The 12,944-nt window shown below is 72.0% G+C and carries 11 protein-coding genes; 6 read left to right on the forward strand and 5 right to left on the reverse strand.

What is annotated here, in order from left to right; genetic code table 11:
* Positions 1–4: 4 nt before the first annotated feature.
* Positions 5–1,309: a M48 family metallopeptidase gene (locus RY076_RS08980; RefSeq protein WP_323097321.1), complete on the reverse strand. Its 1,305-nt coding sequence runs from the start codon at positions 1,307–1,309 to the stop codon at positions 5–7.
* A gap of 117 nt (positions 1,310–1,426) precedes the next feature.
* Between RY076_RS08980 and RY076_RS08985 the strand changes: the two genes are divergently transcribed.
* The 5 genes from RY076_RS08985 to RY076_RS09005 all read left to right on the forward strand — a co-directional run bounded on the left by RY076_RS08985 (position 1,427) and on the right by RY076_RS09005 (position 7,268).
* A complete protein-coding gene (locus RY076_RS08985) occupies positions 1,427–2,689 on the forward strand; it encodes an Nramp family divalent metal transporter (protein ID WP_323097322.1) in 1,263 nt (420 codons plus the stop codon).
* 248 nt (positions 2,690–2,937) lie between these two features.
* On the forward strand, positions 2,938–4,086 hold the full coding sequence (locus RY076_RS08990) for an acyl-CoA dehydrogenase family protein (RefSeq protein ID WP_323097323.1): 1,149 nt from the start codon (positions 2,938–2,940) through the stop codon (positions 4,084–4,086).
* Complete coding sequence (locus RY076_RS08995) at positions 4,086–5,198, forward strand: acyl-CoA dehydrogenase family protein (protein ID WP_323097324.1); 1,113 nt, start codon at positions 4,086–4,088, stop codon at positions 5,196–5,198. Before RY076_RS08990 ends, RY076_RS08995 begins: the two co-directional genes overlap by 1 nt.
* Before the next feature lie 29 nt (positions 5,199–5,227).
* Positions 5,228–5,965, forward strand: a complete 738-nt coding sequence (locus RY076_RS09000; protein ID WP_323097325.1) for an enoyl-CoA hydratase-related protein — start codon at positions 5,228–5,230, stop codon at positions 5,963–5,965.
* Between the two features lie 103 nt (positions 5,966–6,068).
* A complete protein-coding gene (locus RY076_RS09005) occupies positions 6,069–7,268 on the forward strand; it encodes an MFS transporter (protein ID WP_323097326.1) in 1,200 nt (399 codons plus the stop codon).
* 157 nt (positions 7,269–7,425) lie between these two features.
* On the opposite strand, the gene RY076_RS09010 is transcribed toward RY076_RS09005, so the two are convergent.
* The gene (locus RY076_RS09010; protein ID WP_323097327.1) at positions 7,426–9,159 is read right to left on the reverse strand and encodes an MDR family MFS transporter; all 1,734 of its coding nucleotides are present in this window, start codon (positions 9,157–9,159) and stop codon (positions 7,426–7,428) included.
* Position 9,160: 1 nt separating this feature from the next.
* Complete coding sequence (locus RY076_RS09015; RefSeq protein WP_323097328.1) at positions 9,161–9,709, reverse strand: MarR family winged helix-turn-helix transcriptional regulator; 549 nt, start codon at positions 9,707–9,709, stop codon at positions 9,161–9,163.
* 218 nt (positions 9,710–9,927) lie between these two features.
* On the opposite strand from RY076_RS09015, the gene RY076_RS09020 reads away from it, so the two are divergent.
* The gene (locus tag RY076_RS09020; protein WP_323097329.1) at positions 9,928–10,743 is read left to right on the forward strand and encodes a GAF and ANTAR domain-containing protein; all 816 of its coding nucleotides are present in this window, start codon (positions 9,928–9,930) and stop codon (positions 10,741–10,743) included.
* 211 nt (positions 10,744–10,954) lie between these two features.
* Here the strand turns inward: RY076_RS09020 and RY076_RS09025 are convergent, their stop codons facing one another.
* Positions 10,955–11,743: a sigma-70 family RNA polymerase sigma factor gene (locus RY076_RS09025; protein ID WP_323097330.1), complete on the reverse strand. Its 789-nt coding sequence runs from the start codon at positions 11,741–11,743 to the stop codon at positions 10,955–10,957.
* 339 nt (positions 11,744–12,082) lie between these two features.
* Entirely contained in the window at positions 12,083–12,943 is an 861-nt protein-coding gene (locus tag RY076_RS09030; RefSeq protein WP_323097331.1) for a maleylpyruvate isomerase family mycothiol-dependent enzyme, read from the reverse strand.
* Between the last annotated feature and the right edge of the window lies 1 nt (position 12,944).

Here is a 12,944-nt window from a genome sequence, read left to right on the forward strand (position 1 = left end):
CGGTTCAGCCGAGGAACTCGCGGGCGCCGAGGATGGCCCGGTGCGACTCGTCGTACCAGAGGCTCAGCTCTGTGTCGATGCGCGCGAACAGCTCGGCGTCGACCTCGAGGCGACCCGGCACCTCCGGAAGCAACTCGACGAGTGAGGCGCGCATCCCGCTCGGCGGGTGCGTCGCCCAGAGGTCGACGCGTCGCCGGGTCGCCTGACGCACCACCTCTCGACCGTCCGCGAGCAGGGCCTCCCGCCGGTCCGCGAGCGCCAGCCAGTCGGTAGGGCCTCGCGTCACCACGTCGTGCACGAGGCCGTCGGTGAGCTCGCCGAGCACGTTGAGCCGGTCGAGGGCGGCCACGGTCGCGGCCGTACCCGCCACGTCGCGGGCCACGAGGTCGGCGGCGTACTCGGCTCGACGGTGGTCCGGCATGATGACGGCGTCGATGGCCAGCTGGACGGTCGCGAACACGGTGTTGACGAGCGCGAGCAGCAGCCGGACGAGCATGACGCCGAGGCCGGGCTGCGCCGCGCGGTCGAGATCGTCCCCGAGGCGTCGCCACGGGTTCTGGCCGCCCGTCCACGTCACGGCGTTGGCGAAGATCCGTTGGGCGGGCCCGGTGAGCGCGCTGCGCAGCGGGTCGCGGTTGACGAGGTGCCCGAGCTCGTGGGCGAGCAGGGCCTGACGCATCGCCGGGGAGAGCAGCAGCCAGAGTGGCAGGCCGATGACGAGGACGGGTCGCCCCCTCAGCCCGCTCCGGCCGACGGCGAGGTTGAGGGTGTGGGGCGAGACGATGACGAGCTCGGGCGAAGGCGTGCCGACCTCGGCAGCGACCCGGCGCAGGAGCTCGCGCAGGTTGGGTGCGCCTTCGGCGCGGAGCAGCTCACGTCTCGGGACGCGGTCGAACCGAGGTCGGAGGAACATCCCGAGGAGCACCAGTCCCACGGAGACGCCGAACCGGACCGGGATGAGCCACTCCGTGCGCCAGACGAGCACGGCGCCGACGAAGCACGCGAGACTCGCGAGCACGATGAGGGCGGAGATCGCGACGAGGACCAGCTCCGCGCGCGAGCGTCGTGCGGCAGCGGTGGGGTCTGCGACGAGGGCACGTCGTAGCCCGTCGTCGAGCCGGAACGCCGTGGTGTAGCCGAGGCGGCCGAGCCAGCGACTCCCGCGCCACGGAACCGTCACCGGGTCGTACCGATCCAGCCCCCATCGGCAGGCCGGGCACCACGGCGTGTCCGAGTGCTCCAGTGCGACGGTCGTCGTCGCGCACGTGGGGCAGGGCTCGCCGGTCGGCGCCGGAGCGGTCGTCGTCACGCGCGGCAGCGTAGGTGCTCACGAGCTCCTGTGGTGGGTTGACGCGTCGTGTGGTGTCGGTCTCCGGGCCGCCCGGGGAGTTGGCGTGGCGGCGCGGGAGGCCCGATGCTGTCCTTCATGAACGAGCGGGTGGCGCAGGAGTCGCGCCGGGTCGCGGAGCGGACCCCTGGGCCGGGGCTCGGCGGCACGCTGCGCTCGCCCCGCACGCTCGTGCCCGCGCTGCTCGCCGCGATCGCCTACGTCGACCCGGGCAACTTCGGCGTCAACATCACCTCGGGCGCCGAGCACGACTACGGCCTCGTCTGGGTCGTCGTCTTCGCCAGCTGCTCGGCGATGGTCATCCAGTACCTCGCCGCCAAGCTCGGCATGGTCACCGGCAAGAGCCTGGCCGAGCACAGCGCCGAACGGTTCCCCGGCGTCGGGCGGCTGCTGCTCTGGGCCCAGGCCGAGCTCGTCGTCATCATGACCGACCTCGCCGAGATCGTCGGCGGGGCCATCGCGCTGCGGCTGCTCTTCGGGATGCCGCTCGTGGCCGGCGCCGTCTGCGTCACGCTCTTCAGCCTCGTCGTGCTCGCCCTCAAGGTCCGCGGCCGCAGCCACTTCGACTCGGTCGTGCTCGTGCTGCTCGTCGTCATCATCGGCTCGCTCGTGTGGCAGGTGACCGTCGCCGACGTCGACAGCGCCGGCCTGCTGCGCTCGCTCGTGCCCGGGCCGCTCGACGGGTCGGCGGCGCTGCTCGCGGTCGGCATCGTCGGCGCCACCGTCATGCCGCACGCCCTCCACTTCCACTCGGCCGCCTCCCGCGGGCACGACGACGGAGCGCCGGCGCCCTCGCAGGCCGAGCGCCTTCGGTCCGGGCGCCGCACCGTGCACAGCGTCGTCATCGCCATGACGATCGCGGGGGTCGCCAACGTCAGCCTCGTCGTCTTCGCCGCCGCCCTGCCGACCACGGCGGGCGCCAGCATCGAGTCGGCCTACGCCGCGCTCGGTGCGAGCGCCGGAGACATCGCCGCGACGATGCTCGCGGTGGCGCTGCTCGCCTCGGGTCTCGCCTCCACGCTCGTCGGCGTGCAGACCGGTGACGTCGTAATGCAGGGTTTCGGACGCCGCCCCATCTCCCCGTTGCTGCGCCGCCTCCTCGCGGTCGTGCCGGCCCTCGTCATCCTCGGCCTCGGCGTCGAGCCGACCGACGCGCTCGTGTGGAGCCAGGTGATCCTGTCGTTCGCCCTCCCCGGCACCCTCGTGCCACTGCTCCTCTTCACCCGCGACCGACGCCTCATGGGCGTCCTCGTCAACCACCGCGTCACCACCGCCGTGGCCACCCTCATCACGGCCGTCATCGTCGGCCTCTGCGCGTACCTCGTCGTCAGCGGCCTGTGACGCCTGGGGCCCCGTGCTCACTCGATGCGGGGGGAGGGGCCCTCTCTTCGTCGAGTGAGCACTGCGTCACTCCTGCCCCACGCGTCTGGGACCGCGCGGCTGATGCGTCCGCCTCCCCTTTCGCGTCGAGTGAGCACTGCGTCACTCCTGCCCCACGCGTCCCCACGTGCCTCGACCGACCGGGCCCGGCGGGCCCACGAGCGTGTGGGAGAGTGACCCCTGACCCGGCCCGACCGACGGAGGTGAGCATGGCGACCCGACTCGTGCCACCCGGTGTGCGTGAGCTGCCCGCGCTCACCGACCTGCGTCTCGAGGTGCGCGCGTTCCTCGCCGAGCAGGTGCGCGCCGGTGTGTTCGTGCCGCACGTCGACACATGGCTGACGCGCTGGGACCGCGAGTTCACCCGCGAGCTCGGTCGACGCGGCTGGCTCGGCATGGTCGTCCCCACCGAGTACGGCGGCCAGGGCCGCACCTACCTCGAGCGGTTCGTCGTCACCGAGGAGCTGCTCGTCGTCGGCGCGCCCGTCGCGGCCCACTGGATCGCCGAGCGGCAGATCGGCCCGTCGCTGCTGCGCTATGGCACCGAGGAGCAGAAGCAGGCGTTCCTGCCGCGGATCAGCAGCGGCGACGTCGTCTTCGGCATCGGCATGAGCGAGCCCGACTCCGGATCCGACCTCGCCAGCGTCCGCACCCGCGCCGAGAAGGTCGAGGGCGGCTGGCGCGTCACCGGCACGAAGGTGTGGACCTCTGGCGCGCACGAGGCCGACGCGTTCTTCGCCCTGTGCCGCACGGCCCCCCTCGACCCCGAGCACCGGCACGCCGGCCTGAGCCAGGTCATCGTCGACCTGCACGACCCCGACGTCCACATCCGGCCGATCCTGTCGATGGGCGGCGACCACCACTTCAACGAGGTGCACCTCGACGGCGTCTTCATCCCTGACGACCGCGTCCTCGGCGAGGTCGGCGACGGCTGGCGGCAGGTCAGCTCCGAGCTCGCCTACGAGCGCAGTGGACCCGAGCGCATCCTGTCCACCTTCCAGCTGCTCGCGGCTGCAGCCCAGGCAATGGGAGACGGCGGCCTGCCGACCGACGCCGGTCTCGGCCGCCACGTCGCGCGCGTGGCCGGGCTGCACCACCTCTCGTTCTCGGTGTCCACGGCCCTGGATGCGCACGAGCCGGCCGACGTGCCGGCCGCGCTCGTCAAGCTGCTCGGCACGACGACCGAGGGCGACATCGCCGACTTCGTCGACCTGCTGACAGCCACCGGATGGGTCGAGGACGAGGAGCTCTACACGCTCCTGCACGCCGCGATCCTCCAGCGCCCGGGCTTCACGCTGCGCGGCGGGACCAACGAGATCCTGCGCGGCGTCGTCGCCCGAGGGCTGGGGATGCGCTGATGGCCGACACCACCGGGAACGACCGGCGCACAGCAGGATTCGCGCACCTGGCCGCGGCGTCCAGCGCCGACCCCGACGTCGTCGCGATGCTGACGGAGCTCTTCGACGACTACCGCGCGACGCGTCCGGCCCCGGGCGCCACCGTCGACCTCGACCGCGGCCTGTGGGCCCGTCTCGAGGACCTCGGCCTGACGCGCCTGACCGGCGACGAGTCCTCCGGCGGCAGCGGCGCCGGCTGGCTCGAGGCGGCCGCGCTCCTCGGTCTGTCCGCCGCCGCGGGCGCCCCGGTGCCGGTGGCCGAGCACGACGTCCTCGGCGGCTGGCTGCTCGAAGCGGCGCAGCTGCCCAACGACGGCGGCATCCGCACGGTCTGTCGCCCCGACCCCTCCGGCGTCGCCCTCAACGTCACGTGGGCGCGCGACGCGTCGCGGATCGTGGCCCTGTGGGAGGACCGTGACGAGTGGCGGGTCGCCGACGTGCCGCTCGACCGGGTCGGGCTCGAGGAGGGCCGCAACCTCGCAGGCGAGCCGAGCGACACCGTCGAGTTCGACCTGCTCGACCTCGAGGACGGCATCGTCGTGGCCCACGAGATCGGCGAGCAGTTCCACTACCGCGGCGCGCTTGCGCGGTCGGCCCAGGTGGTCGGCGCCATGGAGCGCGTCCTCGACATCGTGCTCGCCCACGTGCGCGACCGCGTCCAGTTCGGCCGCCCGATCGGGCGCTTCCAGGCCGTGCAGCACCTCGTGTCCGACATCGCCGCCGAGACCGCCCTGGCCCGGGCCGCCACCGACGCCGCCGTGGCCCGGGCCGCCGCGTCGGACTGGCAGGACCGCGGCATGCTCTTCGCCGTCGGCGTCGCCAAGTCGTGCGTCGGCCACGGCGCGTCGGTCGTCGTGCGGAATGCCCACCAGGTGCTCGGTGCCATCGGCACCACCCTGGAGCACGAGCTGCACACGCTGACCAAGCCGATGCTCGCGCGGCGCAGCGAGTACGGCTCGGTGCACGAGTGGGACGAGACGCTCACGACGCTTGCGACCTCGGCCGGCCGCGACCGGCTCTGGACCCTCGTCACGACCGGTCGGGCCAAGAGCGCCGACCGAACACACCGTTGAACCGCCCTGGTGCCGAAGGAGATCCGCCGATGACTGAGATCCGCTACGAGGTGTCCGAGGGCGTCGCCCTCATCACCCTCGACGCGCCGGAACGCCGCAACGCGCTGTCGGTCGAGATGTCCGTCGAGCTCGCCGACGCCGCCCGCACGGCCGAGGCCGACGCGTCGGTCGGGGCCGTCGTCATCACCGGTGGCGAGCACTTCTGTGCGGGGGCCGTGCGCAGCGTCCTCGCGGACACCGGCGCCGACCCCGTCGCCGACGACGCCTACCGCAACCTCGAGACCGTCTACGCGGCGTTCACGACCGTCGGCGGCATCGGCGTCCCCACTGTGGCCGCGGTGCGCGGCGCGGCGGTCGGTGCGGGCCTCAACCTCGCGCTCGCCACCGACCTGCGCATCGTGTCGCGCACGGCCCGCCTGCTGCCGGGCTTCGCCCAGATCGGCATCCACCCCGGCGGTGGGCACTTCACGCTGCTCAACCGGGTCGCGGGCCGTGAGGCGGCCGCGGCCCTCGGTCTCTTCGGCGCGGAGGTCGACGGGCAGCGCGCCGTCGACCTCGGCCTGGCCTGGGCGGCCCACGACGACGCCGACGTCGAGCAGGAGGCCGTCGCCATGGCCCGACGCGTCGCCCGCGACCCCGCCCTGGCACGCCGCACGGTGGCCAGCTTCCGGCGCGAGACCGCCCCGGGCGGCCTGCCCTGGGACGTCTCGGTCGAGCTCGAGCGCTCGCCGCAGATGTGGTCATTGCGGCGTCGCCACGGCCGCTGATCCTCGCCCGACCACGCGCCGGCAGCCCACCGGGTTTCGGCACCGCGGTCCGCTTGGTGGCAGGATGGCGAGGTTGCCGTTCGCCCCACCGAGGAGAAGTTCCGTGCTCGCGTCCTACCGACCTCTCTTCGAGGTACCGGGCGCTCGCACCTTCATCACCGGGGGGATGATCGCCCGTACCGCGGGCTCGATGTTCGGTGTCGCCGTCGTGGCGATGGTCGCCGCGCGGACCGGCTCCTACGAGCTGGCCGGTGCCGTCGTCGCGGTCGGCATGGTGGCCCTCGCGCTCTTCGCACCCTTCCTCGGCCGCCTCGTCGACCGGTACGGGCAGCGTCGGATCGCCATCCCGTTCTTCCTCTTCTCCGGGTTCTGGGCGGTCATGACCATCGTGGCCTCGATGAAGGGCTGGCCCTCGTGGGTGCTCTTCATCACCTTCCCGCTGTGCGGCGCCATCCCCAACATGGGCACCATGGCCCGGGCGCGGTGGACGCACATCTTCGCCCACGACCCCCGGTCCCTGCACTCGGCGATGTCGTTCGAGCAGGTCATGGAGGAGCTTACGTTCGTCATCGGGCCGGTCGTCGCGATCTGGCTGGCATCGGCGTGGTTCCCGGAGGCCGGGTTCGTCGTCGCCACCATCGCCTACGGCGTCGGGGTGCTCATCTTCATCTCGGCGCGCTCCACCGAGCCTCCGGTCGTCCCGCACCACCAGCGTCCGGAGGGGCACGCCCACCACAACCCGGGCCTCATCCCGCTCGCCTTCATCATGGTCATGACCGGCGCGATCTTCGGCGTCAACGAGGTCGTCACGCTCGCAGTCGCCCAGGACCACGGCGCCAAGGGCGCGGCCGGCGCCATCCTCGCCCTCTACGCGGTGGGCTCGGGACTGGCCGGCCTCGTCTTCGGGCACGTGTCGCACGGGCGCAACCTCGTCAAGCTGCTCATCCTCGGCACGCTCGGCATGGGGGTGCTCGAGGCGCCGTTGCTCTTCGCGCCGAACCTGTGGGTGCTCGCGGGCCTCATGGTCATCGCCGGCATGGCCACCGCCCCGACCCTCATCACGACGATGAACCTCATCGAGCGGATCGTGCCCAAGGCCCAGCTCAACGAGGGCATGACGATCGTGCTGACCGGCCTCATCATCGGCATCGCCGCGGGGTCGGCCCTCTCCGGAGCGGTCGTCGACCGCGTGGGCGCGCAGCACGGGTACTGGGTCGCGGTCATCGCCGGCGGCTTCGCCTTCGTCATGGCGGTCGGCACGCGCGCCTTCCTCAGCCGTCGCGAGCTGCACAACCTTCGCTGACGCGTCACCCCGCCCGACGCGTCACCCCGCCCGACGCGTCCAGCACTCAACCGTCGAGAGGCCACGATGGGCTGCCCCGGGCACGTCGAAAGGCCACCTCTGGACGAGAGGTGGCCTTTCGAGGGTCACGCGACGGCCACTCGTGGCCTTTCGACGGTCAGTGGCCGGCGGCGGCCACCGGAGCGGACTCGGCGTCGCCCTGCTGGGCACCCTGCTGACCCGGGCCGGGACCGAGGTCGACGTGCGGCAGGAACAGTGAGGCGACGAAGGCGAGCACGAGCACGCCCGAGGCGACGAGGAACACGACCGACATGGCGTCGGAGAAGCCGACGAGGAACGGGTGGGCGAGCCGCGGGTCGAGCTGGTTGATGAACGAGCTGTCCTGCAGGGCCGAGGCGCCCGCACCGCCGCCGCCACCCTTCTGCACGCCGGCGACGAAGGCCGCATTGGCCTGCGGGTCGCCGCCCGTCGGGTTGCGCACCGCCGCGATGAACTCCGGCGACCTGGCCGCGGACTGGAACGCCTCGGCGATCTTCGTGCCGGCCTGCGAGAACAGGATGGACAGGAAGACGGCGGTGCCGAGCGTGCCACCGATCTGCCGGGTGAACGTGGCCGACGACGTCGCCACGCCGATGTCGCGCCGCGGGACGGCGTTCTGCACGGCGAGCGTCAACGGCTGGAAGTTGAAGCCGAGGCCGATGCCGAAGAAGAACATCCCGATCATCGTCTTCCACAGCGGGGTGTCGGCCCCGATGTAGTGGAAGCCGAAGAGCGCCGCGACGAGAATTGCCGAGCCCACGATCGGGAAGATGCGGTAGCGCCCGGTGCGGGAGATGGTCTGGCCGGAGAAGATCGAGCCGAACATGATGCCGCCGGTCATCGGCAGCAGCATGAGGCCCGCCTCGGTCGGCGTCGCGCCCTTGACGATCTGCAGGTAGAGCGGGAGTGCGGCGAGGCCACCGAACATGCCCATGCCGATGAAGACCGAGCTGACCGACGCGGCCGCGATGGTCCGATTGCTGAAGAGCCGCAGCGGGATCAGCGCCTCGTCGCCCATGTTCCGCTCGATGAAGAAGAACGCGACAGCACCGACGAGGCCGATGGCGTAGCAGAGGATCGAGGTGGCCGATCCCCAGCCCCAGCCGCGACCCTGCTCGGCGACGATGAGCAGCGGCACGAGTGCGATCGACAGCGTGGCCGCGCCCCAGTAGTCGATGCGGTGGTCGAGGCGGTGGTGGCGCAGGTGCAGCGTGCGGCTGACCACGACGAGCGCGATGATGGCGATCGGCACGTTGACGAGGAAGACCCAGCGCCAGCCGGTGATGCCGAGGATCGTGGCCTGGCCCGCGAGGAGGCCGCCGACGACGGGGCCGATGACGCTCGAGGTGCCGAAGACGGCGAGGAAGTAGCCCTGGTACCGGGCCCGCTCGCGGGGCGGCACGATGTCGCCGATGATCGCGAGGGCCAGCGAGAAGAGGCCGCCGGCGCCGATGCCCTGGACGGCGCGGAACGCTGCGAGGGCCGGGATCGACCAGGCGAGCGTGCAGAGCATCGAGCCGATCGTGAAGATCGAGATGGCGAAGAGGAAGAGCTTCTTGCGCCCGTAGATGTCGCCGAGCTTGCCGTAGAGCGGCGTCGCGATGGTGGCCGTGATGAGGTACGCGGTGGTCACCCAGGCCTGGCCGGCGAGGTCATTGAGGTCGTCGGCTATGACGCGCATGGCGCTCGCGACGATCGTCTGGTCGAGGGCCGCGAGGAACATCCCCAGCATCAGACCGATGAGGATCGTGATGATCTCCCGGTGTGACAGCGGCGGGTGGTCGGCGGTCCCCGCCGACGTGCTCGCCGGGGTGCTCGCCGCGCGTCCCGGCTCGGCGGTGGTGTCGGACATGTCAGTCCTTCCTGGACATCTGGTCGGTGGCGCCGGCCGCCCTGGGGGCGGCGGCGTAGGGCATCGGCGGCAGGGAGGCGCCCCGCGCGCGGAGGTTGGCGTCGAGCGCGTCGGCGAGCTCGTGCAGATCGGTGACGAACGAGTCCGCCCGGGCGCCGTCCCAGGACTCGAGGAGCCCCTGGAACCACGTGGACCGGGTGGACTGGATGTGGTCGAGCACGGCGTGCCCCTCGTCGGTGAGGGACACGACCAGGGCGCGCCCGTCGTGCGGGTCGGCCGTCTTGACGAGCAGACCGCCGGCGACGAGCGTGCTGACCTGGCGGCTCACGGTCGACACGTCGTTGTGCAGCGTCGTGGCGAGGTCGGAGATCCGCACGGGTTCTGCGGACCCGGCCACGACGAAGAGGGCCGGGTAGGCGGTGGTGTCGACGGCCTCGTGGACGCGTGGCGCGGCGTTGCGGGCCGCGAGGAGCAGCTTCTGCACCCGCAGCAGCGCGACGAAGACCTGGTTCGCCTCGTCCTTGCCGACGGTCACCGCGACCGCCCCCATTTGCTTGTTTGCACCAAGCAAGTATTCGCCGCAGTGATGCCGGTGTCAAACCACTGCCTCGCGGGCGCAGACATGCAGGCCGCTCCGAGGGTCCGGACGGGCGCGTCGTGTGGTTGTCTGTGCGCACACGCCTCGGGGGAGGTGTCAAAATATCTGCGCCGCCTCAGTGTTCGGAAGGGAGCATGCCGCGGCGAAAGTCCGACCCCTCAGGGAGAGCCATGGCAGCCGACGTCCCCGCCGACGTCCCCGTCGACCTACCGACCCCGGATGCGTCCGTCACCGACCTGCCCGAGCCGGACCCTGCCATCGCCGAGGCGACGAGGCAGGACGAATCCGTGCAGGAGGCGTTCCGCCAGCTGTCCGCGCTCATCTACTCGGGCGCCGACGCGGGGTCGATCCACCACGCGCTCGTCGACGCCGCGGTGCGTCTCATCGACGGCTGCGACCGGGCCTCGCTGCTCATGCGCTCCCACGACCGGTACCTCACGGCGGCCTCCACCGACGACATCGCCCGGCGCATCGACCAGATCGAGCTCGAGGTCGGCGAGGGCCCCTGCGTCGACGCCATCCTCGACGAGGCCTACCAGCACGACCCGGACCTCACCGACGCCGTGACGCCGTGGCCCCGCTTCACCGAACGGATCGTCGCCGAGACCCCGGTGCGCTCGGCCGTCGGCTACCGGTTGCTCCTCGAGGGCGACAAGGTCGGCGCGCTCAACCTCTTCTCCGACACCCCGGGCGGCCTCACCGGCGCCTCGGCCGACGTCGGCGCCGTCATCGCGTCCTTCGCGACCGTCGCCCTCATGGCGATCCGGGCGCGCGAGGAGGCCGCGACGCTGCGCCAGGGCCTGCAGAGCAACCGCGAGATCGGCAAGGCCGTCGGCCTGCTCATGGCCGCGCACCACATCAGCGGCGACGACGCGTTCGCGCTGCTTCGCCGCACGTCGCAGGAGCTCAACATGAAGCTCGCGCATGTCGCGACACAGGTCATCCAGGGCCAGGAGTCGCAGTTCCCGGTGCCGCCGCGGGCCTGAGCGGGCGTCGCCCGGAGAGGCGGCGACGCGTCAGGGGGTGACGCGTCGGGCGGCCGCGCGCGTCGGGCCCGGGACACGCATCGGTCGACGCGTCCGCACGAACCGGACGCGTCGACCGTGGTGGACGGGGGTGGGGCAAGGGCCCGCCCCCGTGCGCGGGAAGCCGCGGGACAGCCGAGGTGTCAGGGCACGAACTCCGTGCCCGGGTGCCTCAGGCGCTCGCGACGCCCTCGGCGTCGAGCTGGCGACGCAGGGACTCGAGGATCCGGCGCAGCAGGCGGCTGACCTGCATGGCCGACAGGCCCATCGACTCGGCGATCTCGGCCTGGGTCATGTCGTCGACGAAGCGGCGCTCGATGATCTCCTGGTCGCGGGCGGGCAGTCGCTCGATGGCGGAGCGCACGACGATGGAGTCGTCGAGCGCCGGGTCGGCGCCGGTGTCACCACGGGCGTCGATGAGGTCGAGGACGGGCCGGCCGCCCTCGTTCGTCGTGACGTCGAGCGAGGCCGGGCGCAGGTTCGACGCAGCGACCTGCGCCTCCTTGACCGACTCGACAGGAATGGCGAGCTCCGCGGCGAGCTCGTCGACGTCCGGGTCGTGACCGAGGACCTGCTCGAGGCGCGAGCGGGTGTCGGTGACGAGCTGGCGGCGCTCCTGCAGCTCGCGCGGCGGCCGGACGAGCCAGCCGTAGTCGCGGAAGTACCGGCGCAGCTCGCCGGTGATGGTCGGCGTCGCGTAGGCGCCGAACTCGGTGGGCTTGTCGAGATCGAAGCGCTGCAACGCCTTGAGCAGGGCCAGGAAGGCCACCTGCTCGAGATCCTCGCGGTCCAGCCCCTTGCCCGAGTAACGGTGGGCGAGCGACCGCGCGAGCGGCATGTGCAGTCGTGTGACGACCTCGAGAGCCTCGTTCCGTTCGGACGCGGAGTCCGAGGTGCGGAAGGTGGTGATCAGCTCTCGCGTGCGTGCGTCCTTGCGCGGACCAACCGATGCGTCGGTCATGGCAATCCTCCATGGGATGTCCCCGATGCGGCGCTGGCTTGACCGACTGCCTCGACGTTAAACCCTTGTCCAAGGTTTGGCAAGGTCGGGTCTGGGTCGCTTCGACCGTTCCGCGCGGGGCCCGGATGCCGTTCTTCGTGCTCAAAACGGGCGAATTCGACCGCATGGCAGAGGGATTCGACGGCGGCGCCGCTCGGGTCGGTACGTCCAAGGATTGTCGAGAGTTTGCGCAGGTTCTGCGTCAGTTCCAGCGCTGTTCACGCTTGCGCGTCGGGCCCCTGTCCAAGGTTGGGCGGCACCCGCGGTGGCGCGCCGTCCAGGGTTGGGTGGTCCGGACGTTCAGTGCGTCAGGACGAGCGCCTCGAGGACGCGTCGGGCGATGGCCTCGTCGCCGTGCGTGGTGAAGTGGAGGTCGTCGACCTCGCGTCGGCCGGCGGCGCGCCGGGTCAGGGCGTCGGTCGTCAGCTGGATCGTCGTGACGTCGAGCTGCTCGTCGCCGTCGGGGCGGTCCTGGCCGCTGAAGAGCGCCTCGCCGAACGGGCGCCCGTCCTCGCCCGTGCACACCCGGACCCCGCCCCGCGCCTGGACCGGGCCGGTCACGTCGAGCACCACCGCGTGGCCCGGCTCGACGTCGGCCACCCGCGCCGCGACCCGGGGGAGGGCGTCGAGGATCTCCTGGGTGAAGACCGCGGCCGAGGCGGAGTCGAGGTCGCCGGGGCGGTCGAGGGCGCCCCGGATGTCCTGCTCGTGGCACCAGAGGTCGATGATCCGACGCCGCAGCTGGAGGCCGAAGGTGGCCTCGGGTCCGAAGAAACCGCCGATGACCGTGTCGAGGTCGGTGTCCGCGGACCGCAGCGCCGCCATGCGCTCGGGGTGGAACTCGGCGAGCTCGGCGACGACCTCACGGCCCGAGACGGCCCGGCGGCTCTCGACGTCCTGCTCGGTGAGGCGCCCGAGGTCGTTGCGGATGTGCGGGTAGTCGGGCACGTCGATGCGCGAGCGCCGCACTCCCGCAAAGGACTTCTCCGCTCCGACGACGTGCGAGAACTGGTCCTTCACGGTCCAGCCCGGGCACTCGGTGTCGCGGTCGAAGTCCTCGTCGCGGCAGGCGTACCCGAGGTCGATGATCGACAGGACGGTCTGGTCGAAGGCGTCGAGGAGGCCATCACGGTCGACGGGAGCGGCCGGGTGCATGGGCATG

Source organism: Intrasporangium zincisolvens, assembly GCF_034724055.1.
Classification (GTDB): Bacteria; Actinomycetota; Actinomycetes; order Actinomycetales; family Dermatophilaceae; genus Monashia; species Monashia zincisolvens.

What these genes read in the sequence shown, in the direction of transcription:
- RY076_RS09000 (WP_323097325.1), top strand. Translation starts at nt 5,228, where the DNA reads ATGACTGAGATCCGCTACGAGGTGTCCGAGGGCGTCGCCCTCATCACC.
- RY076_RS09030 (WP_323097331.1), bottom strand. Translation starts at nt 12,943, where the DNA reads ATGCCCATGCACCCGGCCGCTCCCGTCGACCGTGATGGCCTCCTCGAC.
- RY076_RS09015 (WP_323097328.1), bottom strand. Translation starts at nt 9,709, where the DNA reads ATGGGGGCGGTCGCGGTGACCGTCGGCAAGGACGAGGCGAACCAGGTC.
- RY076_RS09010 (WP_323097327.1), bottom strand. Translation starts at nt 9,159, where the DNA reads ATGTCCGACACCACCGCCGAGCCGGGACGCGCGGCGAGCACCCCGGCG.
- RY076_RS09025 (WP_323097330.1), bottom strand. Translation starts at nt 11,743, where the DNA reads ATGACCGACGCATCGGTTGGTCCGCGCAAGGACGCACGCACGCGAGAG.
- RY076_RS08990 (WP_323097323.1), top strand. Translation starts at nt 2,938, where the DNA reads ATGGCGACCCGACTCGTGCCACCCGGTGTGCGTGAGCTGCCCGCGCTC.
- RY076_RS08995 (WP_323097324.1), top strand. Translation starts at nt 4,086, where the DNA reads ATGGCCGACACCACCGGGAACGACCGGCGCACAGCAGGATTCGCGCAC.
- RY076_RS09020 (WP_323097329.1), top strand. Translation starts at nt 9,928, where the DNA reads ATGGCAGCCGACGTCCCCGCCGACGTCCCCGTCGACCTACCGACCCCG.
- RY076_RS08985 (WP_323097322.1), top strand. Translation starts at nt 1,427, where the DNA reads ATGAACGAGCGGGTGGCGCAGGAGTCGCGCCGGGTCGCGGAGCGGACC.